At 55.0% G+C, this 18,601-nt stretch carries 12 protein-coding genes, 1 tRNA gene and 2 pseudogenes; 10 read left to right on the top strand and 5 right to left on the bottom strand.

Annotated features, from left to right (window positions below; translation table 11 throughout):
• Window position 1: 1 nt before the first annotated feature.
• The 5 genes and pseudogenes from JCM17844_RS02760 to JCM17844_RS02740 all read left to right on the top strand — a co-directional run bounded on the left by JCM17844_RS02760 (window position 2) and on the right by JCM17844_RS02740 (window position 7,330).
• Window positions 2–1,558 carry a tetratricopeptide repeat protein gene (locus tag JCM17844_RS02760; protein WP_149999530.1) on the top strand — a complete coding sequence of 519 codons (1,557 nt, stop codon included), beginning with the start codon at window positions 2–4 and terminating at the stop codon, window positions 1,556–1,558.
• Between the two features lie 51 nt (window positions 1,559–1,609).
• Window positions 1,610–2,592 (top strand): annotated as a pseudogene (gene meaB, locus JCM17844_RS02755) (methylmalonyl Co-A mutase-associated GTPase MeaB).
• A gap of 127 nt (window positions 2,593–2,719) precedes the next feature.
• On the top strand, window positions 2,720–3,292 hold the full coding sequence (locus JCM17844_RS02750; RefSeq protein WP_210431219.1) for a LemA family protein: 573 nt from the start codon (window positions 2,720–2,722) through the stop codon (window positions 3,290–3,292).
• Between the two features lie 12 nt (window positions 3,293–3,304).
• On the top strand, window positions 3,305–5,041 hold the full coding sequence (locus JCM17844_RS02745; protein ID WP_149999529.1) for a DUF2207 domain-containing protein: 1,737 nt from the start codon (window positions 3,305–3,307) through the stop codon (window positions 5,039–5,041).
• Window positions 5,042–5,102: 61 nt separating this feature from the next.
• A pseudogene (locus tag JCM17844_RS02740) lies at window positions 5,103–7,330 on the top strand (S9 family peptidase).
• A gap of 88 nt (window positions 7,331–7,418) precedes the next feature.
• On the opposite strand, the gene JCM17844_RS02735 reads toward JCM17844_RS02740, so the two are convergent.
• Entirely contained in the window at window positions 7,419–9,236 is a 1,818-nt protein-coding gene (locus tag JCM17844_RS02735) for a PHA/PHB synthase family protein (protein ID WP_210431216.1), read from the bottom strand.
• Between the two features lie 235 nt (window positions 9,237–9,471).
• On the opposite strand from JCM17844_RS02735, the gene glpX reads away from it, so the two are divergent.
• The 3 genes from glpX to JCM17844_RS02720 all read left to right on the top strand — a co-directional run bounded on the left by glpX (window position 9,472) and on the right by JCM17844_RS02720 (window position 12,407).
• Window positions 9,472–10,443: a class II fructose-bisphosphatase gene (glpX, locus tag JCM17844_RS02730; protein ID WP_149999528.1), complete on the top strand. Its 972-nt coding sequence runs from the start codon at window positions 9,472–9,474 to the stop codon at window positions 10,441–10,443.
• Window positions 10,440–12,236, top strand: coding sequence for a single-stranded-DNA-specific exonuclease RecJ (recJ, locus tag JCM17844_RS02725; protein WP_210431215.1), 1,797 nt, complete (start codon window positions 10,440–10,442; stop codon window positions 12,234–12,236). The genes glpX and recJ overlap by 4 nt, the downstream gene beginning before the upstream one ends.
• 95 nt (window positions 12,237–12,331) lie before the next feature.
• Window positions 12,332–12,407: transfer RNA gene (locus JCM17844_RS02720), tRNA-Glu, on the top strand.
• A 199-nt stretch (window positions 12,408–12,606) separates the two neighbouring features.
• On the opposite strand, the gene JCM17844_RS02715 is transcribed toward JCM17844_RS02720, so the two are convergent.
• The 4 genes from JCM17844_RS02715 to JCM17844_RS02700 form a co-directional block, all read right to left on the bottom strand.
• Window positions 12,607–13,572, bottom strand: a complete 966-nt coding sequence (locus JCM17844_RS02715; protein ID WP_149999526.1) for a S1C family serine protease — start codon at window positions 13,570–13,572, stop codon at window positions 12,607–12,609.
• A 22-nt stretch (window positions 13,573–13,594) separates the two neighbouring features.
• The gene (locus tag JCM17844_RS02710) at window positions 13,595–14,026 is read right to left on the bottom strand and encodes a YccF domain-containing protein (protein WP_149999525.1); all 432 of its coding nucleotides are present in this window, start codon (window positions 14,024–14,026) and stop codon (window positions 13,595–13,597) included.
• A gap of 123 nt (window positions 14,027–14,149) precedes the next feature.
• Window positions 14,150–15,286: an acyl-CoA dehydrogenase family protein gene (locus JCM17844_RS02705; RefSeq protein ID WP_149999524.1), complete on the bottom strand. Its 1,137-nt coding sequence runs from the start codon at window positions 15,284–15,286 to the stop codon at window positions 14,150–14,152.
• 78 nt (window positions 15,287–15,364) lie between these two features.
• On the bottom strand, window positions 15,365–16,408 hold the full coding sequence (locus JCM17844_RS02700) for a glutathione S-transferase family protein (protein ID WP_149999523.1): 1,044 nt from the start codon (window positions 16,406–16,408) through the stop codon (window positions 15,365–15,367).
• Window positions 16,409–16,556: 148 nt separating this feature from the next.
• On the opposite strand from JCM17844_RS02700, the gene mazG reads away from it, so the two are divergent.
• Window positions 16,557–17,399, top strand: coding sequence for a nucleoside triphosphate pyrophosphohydrolase (gene mazG / locus JCM17844_RS02695; RefSeq protein WP_149999522.1), 843 nt, complete (start codon window positions 16,557–16,559; stop codon window positions 17,397–17,399).
• A gap of 196 nt (window positions 17,400–17,595) precedes the next feature.
• Window positions 17,596–18,579 carry a LysM peptidoglycan-binding domain-containing protein gene (locus JCM17844_RS02690; protein WP_210431214.1) on the top strand — a complete coding sequence of 328 codons (984 nt, stop codon included), beginning with the start codon at window positions 17,596–17,598 and terminating at the stop codon, window positions 18,577–18,579.
• Window positions 18,580–18,601: the final 22 nt, after the last annotated feature.

Raw genomic sequence — 18,601 nt, 5'->3', positions numbered from 1 at the left:
GGTGAACAAATTCGTGCGTATTATTGGTTTTCTGGGTTTGTTGTTTTGGTTTTCCATTGGTGCGGGTGAAGCACAAGAAGCAGGTGAACAAGAACAGAACGGACAAGATCAGGAACAAACGAACCCGGATGCGCCGCAAACCGCCGAAACAACCGATTTCGTTGAGGCATATGCGGCAGGGAAATTCGATCTGGCTGCCCGATTGGCGCAGCAAGGCATCGATGGTGGCGATCTGCCGCGGGACAGGCGTGGACGGGCTTATCTGGCTGTGGGGAAAGCCCATGTTCTGGCCAATCGTTTCGATCATGCCCGTGAGGCACTGGATCAGGCGCTGGCTTTGCTGGATGCGCCCGCAGAGGCCCATTATGAGCGGTTCAAGCTGGCTTATATGGACCGGGATTGGGTAACGGCAGCGCGGGATCTCAAGGCCCTGGCCGAACAGCGTCCGGATCTGGCACGTCCGGTGCATTTGTCTGCGGTGCAGGCCATCCAATATGGGGCCCTTGGCATGGGCGAAGATGCGCTGGTGTTCGATCTGCTGATTGCCTTGCGCAATGCCCGCTATTCCGGTGCGCCAAATGATGCCCGGCCAGATAGATTATACCGCGATCTGGTGCAAATGCTGGGGGAGCGGGGGCGGCTGTTTGAAGCGGAAGCGCTGATTGATCTGATCCATGATGTGGATCTGATGGCCGGGATGATGGTGGACCGTCGTTTTGCGCCGCTTTGGCGGGTTCTGGATACGAAATTCGGTACGTCGGCTTCTTCGCTTACCATACGGGAATTGGAATTTATCAACCGGACGCGCCAAAATAATCGCAGTTCTTTGGGGATGGTGCGTCAACATATGAAGGATTTGCGTCGCCACGGCTTGCCGCAACAGGCCGCACAACTTGGCGGTGCGGTGATGAACAGCGTTGAAAGCGGCGCCATTGGTCAGGTGGGGGGCAGCGATCTTCTATGGGTGGCCAATGAACTGGCCTATGCGCTTTTGGATATGGAAGAAGTGGATGCCGCCATCAGCCTTTTGGGGCAATTGGCGGGGCTTGACCCCAAACAGGTGCCGGGGCTGGTCAATCAGCAGATCAATTATGCGGGAATTTTGATGGGGCTGGGGCGCTTTGAAAGTGCGCTCAATGCGGCACCCTTGGCGGAAATGGGGGCTGTGTCACGCTATGGGCAGTTTTTTATTCGCCAGATTGCGGTGTGTTCCTATGAAGCACTGGGCGAACATGAAAAAGCGCTGGCCGCCTTGGGGCCTTTGCAAGACCAGCCTTTGATCAATCCACGGGCCACGCAAATTGCGCTTTTGTGCCTTGATCGGACCGATGAAGGGGCGGATCAGCTGGTACGCCGATTGGAAAACGAGCGGACCCGTGAAGATGCATTATTGGCACTTTTGAAGCCGGATCTGTCTTTCGTACAGGAGCCGTTTTTCCTTGTCTTGCAAGACCGTTTTGATGCTTTGCGGAAAAATCCCAAGGTGATTTCCGCACGGGATAAGGTTGGCCGGGATTTGTCGCTGTCCTTGCGCCCCATCTATTGGGCAGCCTTCTAAGGCTTGTCTATGTCCATACTGCATGCACAAGATGTGAACAGGGGAGGCCATATGCCTGATATTGCGGCATTGGAGACGGGGATAAAAAAGGGTGATCGCGCCATGCTGGGGCGGGCCATTACATTGGTGGAAAGCCGCCGGTCTGACCATCTGGCACAAGCCCAGGAACTGCTGAGCCGCCTTTTACCATTCACCGGAAAAGCCCGCAGGTCGGTATCACCGGCGTTCCGGGAGTGGGGAAGTCTACCTTTATCGACGCCTTCGGCAGCAATCTGACAAAGCTTGGAAATCGAGTGGCGGTGCTGGCGGTGGACCCGTCATCGGGGCGTAGCGGTGGGTCTATTCTGGGGGATAAAACCCGTATGGAACGGCTGGCCGTTGATGAGCAGGCATTTATCCGCCCGTCCCCATCGGCCGGGGTTTTGGGCGGTGTGGGCCGCGCCACCCGCGAAACCATGCTGCTATGCGAAGCGGCGGGCTATGATGTTATTCTGGTGGAAACAGTCGGGGCCGGGCAATCGGAATATATGGTTGCCGATATGGTGGATGTGTTTCTGGTTCTGATGCTGCCGGGTGCGGGGGATGAACTTCAGGGGATCAAGAAAGGCATTCTGGAAATCGCGGATATCCTTGCCGTCAACAAAGCGGATCAGGATGCAGGAAAAGCGCGCCGCGCTGCCCGCGACTATGCCTCGGCCCTGCATATCATGACGGCGGGGGATGCTGCGTGGAAACCGCCGGTTCTCACGGTTTCCGGTCTGCAAAACCAGGGGCTTGATGCACTTTGGGAGACAATGGAGAAACACCGTCATGTGATGGTCGAGGCCGGATTGTTCGATCAGCGCCGGCAAGACCAGCGGGTGAAGTGGATGTGGGCGATGGTGGAAGACCGGCTGCTTACGCGCTTTCGCAATCATGAAGAGGTGCGCCGTTTATTGCTGGGGTTGGAAAGCGATGTGCGCAACGATCGCAAAACGGCCACCCAGGCGGCGGAAGATCTGTTATCGGCTTTTGGTATGGGGGATCTGGGGTAGAATTTTCGTTCAGGGTTTATGACGTTCTATCACAGTAAATATCTTTGGTTTTATCCGGACTATATTCTTGGGTTTAAGCCGGGGCTGTGCTGAGCTTGTCTTGACAAGAAAAAGGAAGAGGGCTGCCATGAGCATTCTTATGACTATTTTGCTGGTTAATCTGGTAGGCGTGGTGCTGTTGGCGCTTTATGTGGCCAGCGCCTATAATAGCTTCATTCGTCTGCGGACCCATGCCTCGGAAGCATGGAGCGATATCGATGTGCAGATGAAACGGCGCTACAATCTGATTCCCAATCTGGTGGAAACGGTCAAAGGCTATGCCAGCCATGAAAAAGACACGCTGGAACGGGTGATCGCGGCGCGTAATTCCGCCATGGGCAATCAGGGATCGCCGGGGGAGCAGGCGGCTTCGGAAAATATGCTCAGCGGTGCGTTGAAATCGCTCTTTTCTCTTTCGGAAGCCTATCCGGACTTGAAAGCCAACACCAACTTCATGCGTTTGGCTGAAGAATTGTCGGAAGTGGAAGACCATATCCAGAAAGCACGGCGCTATTACAATGGCAATGTGCGGGAACTGAACACGAAAATAGAGTCTTTTCCGTCCAATCTTGTGGCGCGCGCCTTTGATATCAAACAGCGCGACTTTTTCGAACTGGATGAAGCATCACCGGCGCGCGAAGCTGTGAAGGTCAGCTTTTAAAGGAAAAGACATATGCGTAACGCGCTCTTCGCCTTTGGTGTTTTTTTCGGCCTTTTTAATATGGCCGCCTCGGCACTGTCTCAAGAACAGATCGTCCGCTATGACAGTCAGATCACGGTCCTTCCTTCGGGGCGTCTGGATGTGGTGGAAACCATTATTGTGGATGCGGAAGGCAAGCGGATCAAGCGGGGGATTTTTCGGGATTTTCAAACGGATTATCAGGGCGACCATGGCCGTTCCACTGTCGATTTCGATATAGGCGAGGTGTTGCTTGATGGTGCCCCCGTTCCGTGGAAAATGATCAAGGCCGGGGCTGGAAAGCGCCTGCGGATCGGTGGTGGGGAAAAGACCCTGGATCCGGGGCGCTACCGCTATGAGATCCATTTCCAGACAGACCGGCAATTGATCTTTTTCCCCGAGCGCGATGAACTGGTTTACCAGCCTATTTCCTATGGCTGGAAATTTCCCATTCAATCCGCCCGTGCCACTGTGATCCTGCCCGAAAACGCAGTGCCCACGGCCTTGCGTGTTTCCGCCGGAGCTTCAGGGGCGGCAGAAGGCGGGGCAAAAATCACGCAACCGCAGCCCAATAGGGTGGTGTTTGAAGCCGATGGTCCACTGGCTGCGCGACACGGAATGACGGTGGCGCTTACTTGGCCGGCAGGTTTTGTGGCGCGCCCAACAGAGCTGGAGAATGCGATCCATTATCTGGGCGATAATATCGGTGTGCTTTTGGCCCTTGCGGGCGTGTTTGTGGTGCTTTGCTATTATCTTTGGGCTTGGCATCGGGTGGGGCGCGACCCCAAGGGCGGAGTGATTATCGCGCAATATGGCCCGCCAAAGAGTTTATCCCCTGCAGCGGCGCGTTATTTGGTGAAGCAGGGTTGGGATGATGCAGGCTTTTCTGCAGCCATTGTCAGTCTGGCGGTGAAGGGGGCCTTGGATATTAATGAAGACCAGAAGAAGGTTTTCACCTTGAGCCGCCGCCACGGGGCGTGGCGTCCGAACAATTTGTCGGCGGGCGAGGTGGCCATTCTTGATGCGCTCTTTGCGCAATTTGATCATATTCTGGTGGACAAGAAAAACCACAAACGCTTGGCAACAGCACGCACAGCCCATCGCCGGGCCTTGGCGCGGGAACATCTGGGCACGCATTTCAAGCGCAATCTGGGGCATTTTGTGCTGGGTGCGGGCTTAAGCCTCGGCTTTGCGATCCCATCCCTGATGCTGGCCAAAAGCACAGCATTGTTGATGATTATCGCTTTGGTGGTGCTTTTTGTGCTCAATCCATTGTTTTTCTGGCTTTTGCACGCTCCCACTTTGAAGGGTCGGAAATTGCTGGACGAAATCGAAGGCTTCAAACGCTATTTGTCTGTGGCGGAAAAAGACCGGCTGAATTTCCATAATCCGCCAGAGAAAACCCCGGAATTGTTTGAAGCCTATCTGCCCTATGCCATGGCTTTGGGCGTGGGGCAGGAATGGGGGGATCAATTCGATGATGTTCTAAAAGCAGCAAAAGATCCCGAGACTGGCCAGCCATGGCATCCGGCCTGGTATCATGGGCAGGTTATTTATCTGCAGCACGGTGGTTTTCAGGCTGGCAATTTTTCCTCTGCCCTTGGCCGTAGCATGGCCAGTTCATTTGCGGCGGCGGCAAGCCCGCCATCTTCCGCATCCGGCTCGGCTTTTGGTGGTGGTGGATTTTCCGGCGGCATGGGTGGCGGTGGCGGCGGTGGTGGCGGCTGGTAAATGAACGGGGCTTGCCAAGCCTTTTGACGCGATGCATTGTAACGCGACATTAAAACAGAAAATGGGGACCGTTATGCGCAGTGCTATTTTTGCTGCCGGCATTTTATTGGCGGCTGGCACATCACATGCTGAAGATTTGACCATCGAGCGGTTGGTAGGAAGCCCTTCTCTGGATGGTCCCAGAGTGGCGGGCCTGAAACTCGCCCCCGATGGCAGCCGCGTGACCTTTTTGAAAGGCAAAGACCGGGATTTCCGCATTCTGGATCTGTGGGAATATCATATTCCCAGCGGTGAAACGCGGATGCTGGTGGATAGCGACGATATTCTCGGCGGTGAAGAAGAAGAACTGAGCGAAGTGGAAAAGGCTCGCCGTGAACGCCAGCGGATTAGATCCAGCGGCATTGTGGAATATCACTATTCCAAAGACGGCAAGCGCCTTCTGTTCCCCCTTGGCGGTGATCTTTATGTGCTGGAAATCGGTGCAGATGAAGCCAAAAGGCTAACGGAAACCGATGCTTTTGAAACCGACGCAAAATTCTCGCCCAAGGGAAATTATGTGTCGTTCATCCGCGATCAGAACTTGTTTGTGGTCGATGTGGAAACCGGTACGGAAATTCAGCTCAGCAGTGAAGGCGGTGATACGATCCTGATCGGCATGGCGGAATTTGTGGCGCAAGAAGAAATGGGCCGGGACACCGGCTATTGGTGGGCGCCAGATGAAAGCCGCATTGCTTTTACCCGTGTGGATGAAAGCCCGGTGAAGCTGGTCAATCGTTATGAGCTGTCCGGCGATGGCGGTGTGACCACCATTGAGCAGCGTTATCCCTTTGCCGGAACGCCCAATGTCACCGTGGATCTGGGTGTTGTGACACTTGAAGATCAAAAGACCCAATGGATTGATTTGGGCGATGAGGACGATATCTATTTAGCCCGGGTGAATTGGCTTCCCGATAGCCGTCATGTGGCCTTTCAGCGCGAAAGCCGCGATCAAAAGCAACTGGATCTGGTATTTGCCGATCTGGAAAGCGGCACAAACCGCACTATCCTGACCGAAAGGGCAGAAACATGGTTGAATCTGCACAATAATCTGCGGTTTTTGAAAAACAGCGACCAGTTCATCTGGTCATCGGAAAAAAGCGGCTATCGCCATCTTTATCTTTATGACCTATCGGGCAAGGAAATTGCGCCCCTAACCGCCGGCGATTGGGTGGTTTCCGGTATCAAGCAAGTGGATGAAGAGGGCGGGAAGCTCTATTTCACCGGCTTTCATGAAACGCCCATCGAAAGCCATCTTTATTCCGTGTCTTTGACACCTGATCCAAAGTCTCTCACACGCCTGACGGTGGAAAAGGGCTCGCACAATGTGAGTGTAAGCCGGGATGCCTCGGTATTCGTGGATAATTATTCCGCGCCTAATGTGCCGCCCCGTGCTGCGCTCAAGAAAATAGATGGCACGCGCATTACATGGATTGAAGAAAATCCGTTGGATGACGACCATCCCTACGCCCCTTATCTGGACAAGCATGTGGAGCCGGAATTCGGGACATTAAAAGCGGAAGATGGCACAATTCTTCATTATTCGCTGATGAAGCCTGCCGATTTCGATGCGAAAAAAACCTATCCGGCGGTGGTGAATGTTTATGGCGGCCCCGGTGTGCAAAGGGTGCGCAATAGCTGGTCCATCGATTTCGACCAGATCCTTGCACGTAATGGCTATGTGGTGTTCAAGCTGGACAATCGCGGCTCTACCAATCGGGGCAAAGCCTTTGAAGATGTGATTTATCACAATATGGGGTCGGCGGAAGTCAGCGATCAGGTGGCAGGGGCTGCGTTTTTGGCGAGCTTGATTATGTGGATGCGGACCGGATCGGCGTTTATGGCTGGTCCTATGGCGGCTATATGACCATCGAACTGCTGTCGAAAGCGCCGGAGATTTTCAAGGCGGGCATGTCGGTGGCGCCGGTGACCGATTGGCGGCTTTATGACACCCATTATACCGAACGGTTCCTTGGCATGCCCGATGAGGGCGATGCTTATGAAATTTCTTCGGTCTTTCCATATATCGAAGGCATCAAGCCCAACAGCCTACGGCTTGTGCATGGTATGGCCGATGATAATGTGTTCTTTGATAATGCGGTGAAGCTGATGAGCCATTTGCAAGAAAAAGGCGTGCCTTTCGAGCTGATGACTTATCCGGGCAAACGCCACGGCATTAGCGGACAGGCAACGCGGAAGCATCTGTGGACTGACACACTAGACTTCTTTGATCGGAAGCTGAACGCAGATTAAAGCCTTCTGGCGAAAGAGCGATTAAAAAACGGCGCGGGATATTTCATCTCGCGCCGTTTTTGTGGTTACAGATGTTCAGGTCTGGCCGTTAAAGCGCCTTCACCTTCACATAGCGACCCGGTGCGTCTTCAATGGCCGGAAAGTCATCGGACCCCGCTGTGCGGGCGGGGACTTTTTTCCCGCTGTGTTTTTCAATCCATTTTATCCAGTCCGGCCACCAGGATCCGGGTGTTTCTTTGGCTTTCGAGACAAAGCTTTCCAGAGTATTTGGCAACCGTCCGCTGCGTGTCCAATATTGATATTTCTTGGCGGCAGGCGGATTTACCACGCCAGCGATATGGCCCGATCCTGCCAGCACGAAGCGTTTGGGGCCTGAGAGAATTTTGGTCATTTTATAGACCGATTCCGGTGGCGCGATATGGTCTTCTTTCCCTGCCTGAATATAGGCCGGTGTTTTGATGGATGTGAGGTCGATTTTTTCACCGGCAAGGGTCATCTGATTGGGTTTGACCAGCGCATTTTCATGATACATGCAGCGCAGATATTGCTCATGCACGCCTGCAGGCAGATTGGTGCTGTCGGAATTCCAATAGAGCAGGTCAAAGGGGAAGGGTTCTTTCCCCAAAAGATAATTGTTTACGGCAAAGGACCAGATCAGATCGTTGGAGCGCAACAGATTAAAGGTGCTGAACATGGACCGTGCATCCAGATACCCTTTTTCTTGCATCCGCTTGGACAGGACTTCCAGCTGATCTTCATCCACAAAGACCTTCAATTCACCGGCATCTTCAAAATCCACCTGTGCGGTGAAAAAGGTAACGGATTTCACTCTGTCCTCTTCGCCCTTTGCATGAAGCCATGCAAGGGTGGCCGCCAGCAGGGTTCCGGCCACGCAATAGCCGATCACATTGGCCCCGCGCACACCGGTGATCTTTTCCACCACCTCCAAAGCGCGCACCTGACCGTCCTTGAGATAATCGTCCAGGGTTTTGTCGCGCAGATTGGGGCCGGGATTGACCCAGGATACGATGAATACGGTCAGTCCTTGATCCACGCACCATTTGACGAAGCTTTTTTCTGCCGTCAGATCAAGAATATAGAATTTGTTGATCCATGGCGGGAAGATCAGCAAGGGCGTTTCATAAACCTGCTCCGTGCTGGGGCTATATTGCAAAAGCTGGAACAGCTCACATTCATAGACCACCTTGCCCGGTGTTATGGCCACATTGCGTCCCACTTCGAAGGCGTCTTTGTCGGTCATGGAAATGTTGAGTTCGCCTTCACCGTGCTCCAGATCGCGCAGCAGATTTTCCATGCCCTTCACCAGATTCTCGCCGCGGCTTTCCACGGTGGCTTTCAAAACATCCGGATTGGTCATGGCGAAATTGGTGGGTGAGAGCGCATCCACGAACTGACGGGTGTAAAATTCCGTTTTTCGTTCGTCTTCGGGGTCCAGCCCTTCGGTTTCACTGACAATCTTGTTCACATGGCGTGAGGCCAAAAGGTAGGACTGCTTGATGAAATCGAACAATTGGTTGTCCGACCATTCCGGGCTTTTAAAGCGCTTGTCGCCTTTTTCAGGCGCGATCACAGGGGCGGTCTTTTCGCCCATCATGTTCAGGGTCGTATTATGCCAAAGCTGCATATAATCCTGGAACAAAGCCATTTGCTGTTCGGCAAGGCGTGCTGGATCGCTCATCATTTTTGATGTCAGCTCGAAGAAAGAGTCGCCGATATTGAGCGGATCCAGATCGGGATTCTGCGTGTGTTGCTTTTCCAGCCAATCCTGAACCAGTTTTTGGGTTTGTGCCGCGACCTTGGCCATATTGTCAGAATAAGCCTGCCAGTCGGCGGGAGAGAAGATGTCTTCCTGCGGGGATTCTTCGCCATTATCCGGTTTGGTCATGATCGTCTCCTGACAGGCTTGCGGCTGCATTCTATAACGACATCAAGATGTAAGATAAGTTGGTGCCTTCTGCAATCATGCGGTCATTTTTGCCGCTTGATTTGCATCCACAAGGGCGTTTGATTAAGGGAAGTGACGCGGGAGCAAGATTGCGGTTTAAAGTGGGGATCAAGATGGTGCTATAGCTGGGCGTGGGCTTCGATTTTTCAAAATGTCTTCGGCGAAAGGAACGGGAATGGAACGAAAGAGCACGCTTGATCGCATGCTGGTGCTGGAAATGGTGCGGGTCACGGAAGCCGCGGCCATTGCAGCCTCTAAATGGTGTGGCCTTGGCCGGGAAAAAGAAGCGGATCACGCAGCGGTGGAATCCATGCGGACAGCGTTCAATCGCCTGCATATTGATGGCACGGTGGTGATTGGCGAAGGCGAGCGTGATGAAGCGCCCATGTTGTTTATCGGCGAAAAAGTGGGATTGGGCGGCCCGGCGGTGGACATTGCTCTTGATCCCCTTGAAGGCACCGGATTAACGGCGCGCTTTGCTCCCGATTCCATGGCGGTTTTGGCAATTGCCGAAGAAGGCAAGCTGTTGAATGCCCCGGATGTCTATATGGACAAGATTGCCATTGGCGGCGGTTATCCCGATGCTTTGGTGGATCTGGATAAAAGTCCGACAGAAAATGTCATGGCCCTTGCCAAGGCAAAAGGCGTCACGCCGCAAGACATTACCGTCTGTGTTCTGGATCGGGTTCGCCATGAAAAATTGATCGGGGAATTGCGTGATATCGGGGCGCGGATCAAGCTGATCCCCGATGGCGATATCGCAGGTATCATTGCCACCACGGACCCGGAAACCGGTGTCGATATGTATATGGGCGAAGGCGGCGCTCCCGAAGGGGTTTTGGCGGCCGCAGCGCTCAATTGCGTGGGTGGCCAAATGCAAGGCCGTCTGGTTTTCCGCAATGATGATGAACGCAGCCGCGCCCAACGCTGGGGCATTACGGATCTGAACCGCAAATATGCACTGCACGATCTGGCCAGCGGTGATACCATTTTCGCAGCGACCGGTGTGACAGACGGCTCCATGCTGAAAGGCGTGTTCCGTTCTCGTACAGGATGGCGCACGGATTCTTTGGTGATGCGCGCCTCCACCCGCACCGTGCGTCATGTTCGTACCGACCATCTTTTAGAGGACCCACCCCGCTCTTGACGGATCATCCCATTACCGACGATTTCGCTTTGGATGTGCAGCACTCTTTGGGCGGCAGGGCATGGCGCTTGCGCCCCTGCGATGAACGATTGGCTGTGCATCTGAGCCAGCAATTCGAGCTGGAGGATATGGTGGGCCGGGTCTTGGCCGGGCGGGGTGTCACCCCTGAAGACGCGCCCGTCTTCCTCAGTCCGTCCTTGCGTTCCAGCTTGCCAGACCCGTCTGTTCTCAAGGATATGGATGCGGCGGCGGACCGCATCGCCGCAGCCATTGCGGGCGGTGAACAATTGGCAGTTTTCGGGGATTATGATGTGGATGGGGCGACCTCGTCCGCATTGCTGAAAAAGTTTATGGATGCGGTGGGGGGTCGCCTGCGCATCTATATCCCCGATCGCATCACCGAAGGGTATGGCCCCAACAGCACAGCGCTGGCCCAGCTTGCCTCGGAAGGGGTTGGCCTTGTCATCACGGTGGATTGCGGCACCTTGTCTTATGAGCCGTTGGCGGCCGCCGCCAAGATGGGGCTGGAGGTGATCGTGGTGGATCACCATAAGGCGGAATCAGAGCTGCCAACCGCTTTTGCCGTGGTCAATCCCAATCGGCTGGATGAAGACGGCAATCTGGGGCAGTTGGCGGCTGTTGGGGTGACATTCTTACTGGTGGTGGCCGTCAATCGCGCTTTGCGTCGGGCCGGATGGTATAATGCCGACCGTCCAGAGCCTGATTTGCTGGCATGGCTGGATGTGGTGGCGCTGGGAACCGTATGCGACGTGGTACCGCTTACCGGCCCCAATCGGGCGCTGGTGGCGCAAGGGCTGAAGGTGATGGCCCGCCGTGATAATATAGGGCTGGCAGCGCTGGCCGATGTGGCTCGCATGGATGCCGCTCCGGCTGTGTATCATTTGGGGTTTTTATTGGGGCCACGGGTGAATGCAGGGGGCCGCGTGGGGGAGGCGGACCTTGGGGCGCGTTTGCTTACCACCCATGATCCGGCATTGGCCCGTAGTCTGGCAGAACAACTGGATCTTTATAATTCCGAGCGCCAAGTCCTTGAAGCCGATGTGCAGGCACAGGCTATGGCTTCGGTTTTGTCGGAAAAAGACGGGGAAGACCCGCATCCCATCGTCTTTGCCTCTGGTGAGGGATGGCATCCCGGCGTAATCGGCATTGTCGCATCAAGGCTGACGGACCGGTTCGGCAGGCCCAGCGTGGTGATTGCCATTGATGAAGCGGGGGATGCCAAGGGATCTGCCCGGTCTATTCCCGGAGTGGATATCGGGGCTGCCATTATCGAAGCGGCGCGGCGCGGGCATATCACGAAAGGTGGCGGCCATGCCATGGCGGCTGGGTTGAGCGCCCGTGCCGATCAATTGCCAGCCTTGCGGTCCTTTTTGGAAGAGTGGCTGGAGGCCAGAGTGGAAAAGGCGCGCGCCGGACGCGTGCTGGATCTGGACGGGGTTTTAAGCCTGAAGGGCTGTACACTCGATCTTGTAAAGGCGCTGGAGGCGTTGGCCCCCTTCGGCATGGGTAATCCCGCCCCGCGCTTTGCCTTGCCGTCTGTGGAGCTTGTGCGCTGCGATATGGTGGGGCGTGGCCATGTGCGGTGTATTTTTGCCGGCAGTGGCGGTGGACGATTGAAGGCTGTGGCCTTTCGCGTCGCGGATCAGGAGTTGGGCGAAGCGCTTTTGAAAGGAATTGGAAAGCGGTTTCATGTGGCCGGGCGTTTGAAGATCGATGATTGGGGGGCAAAACCCCGCGTGGAAATGACCATTGACGACGCCGTTTTGGCTTAAAACAGGGGCTTTCAAATATTTTCGTGATTTTTCTACAAAGTGTGCTTGACGGGGCCGCCATCCATTGGCTAAACACCCCTCCACGCGAGCAGCACGGCCCCTTCGTCTAGCGGTCTAGGACGTCGCCCTTTCACGGCGAAAACACGGGTTCGAGTCCCGTAGGGGTCACCAGCCTTTTGTATCAAAGGCTTGGCAGTGATCAGAACAATCTGAAAATCAAATGAAACATCCACTTCGGGGGGCAATGATGGTTTCTATCGCCCTTCGGGGATATCCCGATCATGTTTTGCGCAGTTCACGATATTCATCATTTCAACATGATGGTTGGCCCGCTCGATTTGGTTCGGGCCATATGGGGAATACGGATATATCAGCGGCGGCAGACGACCCGCACGATGCCTTCATGGGATATTTCCTGCCCCTGTGCCTCTTGCAGCTTATTTCTTTCTGGCCCGTCTCCAGCCCTCTCTCTATCGCTTTCACGGCCTGGATATGTATCCAGATGGAGGCCGCTTTCTTTCAGGAAACGGTCAAGGCTTTCATTGGCGATGGCAAAGGCCATATTTCGTACGCGTGAGCCAGAGGCTTGAAAAATCGCCACGCTATTGGCTTTGGCAATCACCATCCCCACCAGCGCCCCCTGATTGTCGAAAAGCGGGCCACCGCTATTGCCGCCGCGAACTGGCGCTTTGAAGGCAAGAAAGCGCGCGGCACCATTATCGAAGCTGATATCTTGCAAGACCCCGTCAATGCTGCCGGGGCGGATGCGCGGCAAGCCCTGTTCGGGATATCCGATGGCCGTCACGCTATCGCCGCGTGCGGGATGATCCGGTCGTGCCAAAAGGGGCGGAAGCTGAAGTGCAGGGGCATAAAGCAGGGCAATATCTTGATCGGGGGATTGCAAAAGGATCGTGGCTTCAAAGCCTGTACCATCGGCAAGATTCAGATTGGGTGTATCGCATTGATCCACCACATGCCGGGCGGTCAGGAAATATCCCCGTTCATCGATGGAAAAGGCGGTTCCGAAGGTGACAATTTTAGCGCGGGACGGGGCTTTTTCCGCAGCGCTTTTATCGTCATTCCCGATATGAGACGTAGCAGGAAGAATCCGCGACAGCCGTTCGCGTTTTATGCGGTCGCGGATTATTTGCGCTTCTTCGGCGGTTACCACGTCGCCTTCACAGGTGCCGCTCAAAACCGATTGAACGATGTCGCGCTCTTTATCGTAGCAGAGTGTTATGGGAGAAAAAGACCGGGCTGCACCGCTGAACAAGAGCGCCAGCAGCCCCGCAAAGATCATGGGATAGAATTGTAATTTTGCGGGGCTTTTGGTCATGGTCTAACCTGCGGTTCCGGCCTTAAGACCGCTGGGAATAGGGCTGGGTCATATTGTTTTTGGAGACCACCATCATGCCGACAGGGAACAAGGTGATGGGCACCAGCTTGAAATGGATATAGGCAAAGGGCAGACCGATAATGGTGATGGCCAAAAACAAGCCGATAAGAATATGGCCTAAAGCCAGCCACCAACCGGCCAGCAAGACCCAGATGATATTGCCCAACAATCCCAAAGCGCCGGTGCCGATATCTTCTTGGCCCAAAGCCGTATCCCGCCGCACTGCGTCAGAGCCAAAAGGCCATAATGTATAAAGCCCGATATTAAAAGCAGCCCGCGCCCAAGGGATACCGATGATGGAAATGGCGAAAATCAGGGCGATAAACCACCAGGCAAGGGCCAGCTCCAATCCGCCAAGGATAACCCATAACACATTGAAAATAAGCCGAAACATTGCATGTCCCCTCATGGATGGATGCTGACAGCATCAAATTGATATATCTCAGTTATATATACCTACGATCATGTCATGCAAGCACCTATGGCTGGCCTATCCGGCATTTTTGAGGGTCGTTTTTTATCGGGCGGTCATTTGCCTGTTGATTACCAGCCTTTGAATGTCTGACGTTCCTTCGTAAATTTGACAGACTCTGACATCCCGGTAAATACGTTCAACTGGGTAATCCTGTAAATATCCATATCCACCCAATGTCTGGATCGCGGCGGAGCACACCTTTTCCGCCGCTTCCGAGGCGAACAGCTTGGCCATAGAGGCTTCTTTGAGGCACGGCTCGTCTGCATCTTTCAGGCTGGCTGCGTGCAGCACAAGCTGACGGGCGGCTTCCAGCTGTGTTGCCATATCGGCCAACCGGAACCCGACAGCCTGATGGGCTATGATCGGTTTCCCGAAGCTTTCCCGTTCGGTGGCATAGGCCGTGGCATAATCAAGGGCGGCCTGTGCCATGCCCACGGATTGCGCGGCAATGCCAATGCGGCCTGCTTCCAGATTCATCAGGGCCAACCGGTAACCATCGCCTTCCTTGCCCAACAGGCAGCTTGCGGGAATGGCCATATCCTCGAACACGATCTGCGCTGTGTCCGATGATTTTTGCCCCAGCTTTTCTTCAATGCGGGCCACTTTATAGCCCGCTGTATCGGTGGGCACCAGAAAGGCGGAAATGCCGCGTTTTCCCGCATCGGGGTCGGTTACGGCAAATACGATGGCCACGCTGGCAATGCGGCCCGATGTGATGAATTGTTTGGTGCCATTCAGCACCCAGCCGGCGTTGTTTTTTCGGGCGCGGGTCTTGATTGCCGAGGCATCGGACCCTGCTTGCGGTTCGGTCAAGCAAAAGGCTCCGATGGCTTTTCCTGTGGCAAGCTGCGTAAGCCATTGCGCTTTCTGCTCTTCGTTTCCAGCCCCTTCAATGGCGGCGCAAACCGGGGAGTTATTGACGCTCATCAGGGTGGACAAGCCCCCGTCTCCGGCGGCGATTTCCATCAGAGCCAAGGCATAAGACACATAATCGGTGGCCGCCCCTTGATAGTCTTCGCTGACGGTCATTCCCAAAAGGCCAAGAGCGCCCATTTCGCGCAAGACGCTTTCGGGAATGGCGCCATCGCGTTCCCATTGGGCGGCAAAGGGGGCCACTTGATTGGTGGCAAAGGCCTTTGCCATGTCGCGGATCATGCGTTGTTCTTCACTAAGAATCATGGGTGATCGTCTCTTGTCTTTGGTTGAAAAGCGGACAGTAGGAAAAATATCACAGAAGGCCGTCATCTTGGCAAAAGATCAGGCGGGCAGAAGATACGCCTCCATCACGCCAAGCGGGGATAATGCTTTGCTCACGATCTTCTGGTCTTCCGGGCTCAGGCTGTGAAAGTCCTTGGCGGTTTCTATGCGGGTTTTCTCCGTATAGGGCCGGGCGATGATCGTGCGCGGGCCGTATCCCAGATCAACATCCACCATGGTGCGGCCTGCCTTCAAAGCCTTTTGATTGCCTGCCAGATAGGCATGAAAGCCCATGGCGATATGCTGCAAAACCGGGGCCAGCGTTTCGGGAACGGTGGTCATCATTGGCCAGTCTTCTCCCAGTCGGGAGGCTTTTGCAGCCTTCATGCGCTGCTGATAGGCTACAACGGCGGGGGCAATTTTCTCGGTAAGCATGCGCGGTGTGGGATCGAACAGAAAATGCGCCGTCAAGGCACCCTGAAGGGCAAAATCCGCAAGGCAGGGCTTGGACCCCAGCAGAAAATCAGAAACGGCAAAATGCTGGTCGAGCAAGGTCATAAGCCGGCTATATTCGCCAATGATTTCCCCATGTGCATTATTATGCGCATCCAGCTTTTCAATGGTCTTGCGGGCCCATGTTTCAATCATATCCCGCGCTTGGCGCACCAGCTTTTGGCCCGTGGCATCAAGGGGGATGTTCTGCGGAATGCCGACGGCATCGCGGGCAAGGCTATCGCCGGAATGGGCAATATCTTCAGGGCTGTTCCAGCGGAAAAATATGGCCGCCCTCGTGGTCCATTCATCGAAGAAATCTTCCAAAATACGGGCGATGATGCGGGCAAGGGGGGCAGGGGGAAGAATGGCGCTTTTTGGAAAACGCTTGTCCAGCTCGAAAGCGATGGGCGTTGTGTCCCACATCCATTCGTCTTGCGGGGTCACCATTACCGGCATCATATGCGTGCCGGATTTTTGCTCTACCTCGGCACGAACGGCGATGGATTTCTTGCGGAAATCGGTGGGGATTTCCTTGTAAGAAAGCAGACTTAGCGCTTTTTGCGTGAAATAGGAAGCGTCCATGCCATAGATAATATAAGGCGCGCTCATAAAGATGCTCTCCGGGACTGTATCAACCCCAAACAGCGGGGCGGGAGGGTGAAACTGCGCCACAGCAACAGATGCGTCAAGCCACCGGTTGCGGTGTCTATGGATACGGCGCTAGGGTGCGGCCCATCTTTGATGAACGAGGCCCCTTATGTCCCAAACACGTCGTCCTGCCGCCCCGCCGCTTCAACAAGCGCCCGATACAATCGAGCGGTTGCTGGAAATTATGAGCCGCTTGCGCGCCCCTGAAGGTGGCTGCCCATGGGATATTGCGCAAAATTTTGAAACGGTGGCTCCTTATACCATCGAAGAAGCCTATGAAGTGGCTGATGCTATTGCCCGCAAGGATATGGACGATCTGTGCGATGAATTGGGTGATCTGCTGTTTCAGGTGGTGTTTCATGCCCAAATGGGCAAAGAGCGCGGGGCCTTCGATTTTTCAAAGGTGGTGACGGCCATTTGCGACAAGATGGAGCGCCGTCATCCCCATGTCTTTGGGGATGTAACACTTGCCGATGCCGATGCGCAGGTCCGCGCATGGGAAGAGCAAAAAGCCAGGGAACGCGCTGCCCGCGCACAATCCGAAGGCCGCACACCCAGCGCGCTGGAGGGGGTGGCACGGGGGCTGCCTGCCTTGATGCGGGCGGTGAAATTGCAAAAGCGGGCCGCACGCGTTGGGTTTGACTGGGACAATCCCAAAGATGTGATCGCCAAAATCCGTGAAGAACTGGACGAGGTGGAAGAGGTGCTTGAGAAAAAAGAAGCACCGGAACGCCGCTTGGAAGAAATGGGCGACCTGCTGTTCAGTTGCGCCAATCTGGCACGGTTCATGGAGAGCGATCCCGAAGATGCACTTGTTGCCGCCAATGCGAAATTTGAGCGCCGTTTCAAATATATAGAAGAATCTCTGGCGGCAAAGGGCCGCAGCATCGACGGAGCAGATCTTGCGGACATGGAAGCCCTTTGGGTGCAGGCAAAATCCACAGGCTTGTGACGGCGGCTGCGCAAATCAACACAGGGGCTTCTTGAAATCCCGGCCTCAATCTCGCTGGATCTATGGGTTTTATGATCGATATGATCTCGATGCGTTTGGTAAATAGAGATCTGAACTTTTTCCTCTATTGCATTGATAAAAGGCGATTCGTATCATTCGGGCTATGGTTGGGTTAAGGGAATTCGCTGGACGATGGATGCTGCCGGCTTTGCTGTCGGTGGCTGTGTCTGGCTGTTATGCGGGTGCGAACCGCCCCTATTGGGCTATTGCGCCGGTTTATGATGTGCGAAATTCGCCCATTCCCGTACCGCGTCCGGCCTTTCGCCCTAAGCCACCAAGCCGCTATGCGTCTGTTGCTCCCCCCACACGCACCGTTCGTGCAAGCCCCAAAGCGGCCTCGCGGGCCTCGTCCAAAGCCACATCAACAGCCCGAACCGTAACGGTGCAGCGCGGCGATACGGTTTATGGCATCGCCAGAAAACGCGGGGTGCCGCTTCCTCAGTTGGTGGCGTTGAATAATCTGGAGCCGCCCTATTTGTTGGCCGTGGGCCAGCGCTTGAAAATACCCGGACAACGCACCCATGTGGTGCGGCGCGGCGATACGGTTTTCTCCATCGCCCAGCGCCATGATCTGGAGGTCAGCCAGCTTGCACAGGTCAATCGTCTGGCACCGCCTTATATGCTGAAAGTGGGGCAAACCCTTGTGGTGCCTTCGGGCCGGACAGAGGAAATGACCGTAGCCGCGCGACCATCGCGCAGCCTGGCTGCCCCGCCGCCGCGCACCGGCAATGGCTTTGATTGGCCGGTTGCTGGCACGGTGATTTCCAAATTCGGCCCCAAACAGGGCGGCTTACGCAATGATGGCATCAATATCCGTGCGCCAAAAGGTGCCCCTGTGCGGGTGGCGGAAAGTGGAATTGTCGCCTATGCCGGATCGGGGCTGCGCGGGTTCGGGAATTTGGTTCTGGTGCGTCATTCCGATGATTGGGTGACTGCCTATGCCCATAATGAGGATGTGCTGGTGAAACGGGGAGAGGCGGTCAAGCGCGGACAGATGATCGCCCGGATTGGCTCTTCGGGCGGGGTAACCGACCCGCAATTGCATTTTGAAGTGCGGCGGGGCACCAAGGCCGTGGACCCGCTGAGCGTGCTTCCGCGCCTATCGGCAAATGCGCGATAAGACGGTGTAAGGGACCTATAAA

Origin of the sequence: Iodidimonas gelatinilytica (assembly GCF_008579125.1) — a bacterium.
Lineage (GTDB): Bacteria > Pseudomonadota > Alphaproteobacteria > Sphingomonadales > Rhodothalassiaceae > Iodidimonas > Iodidimonas muriae.
This window is presented reverse-complemented; position numbering and strand designations above follow the sequence as displayed.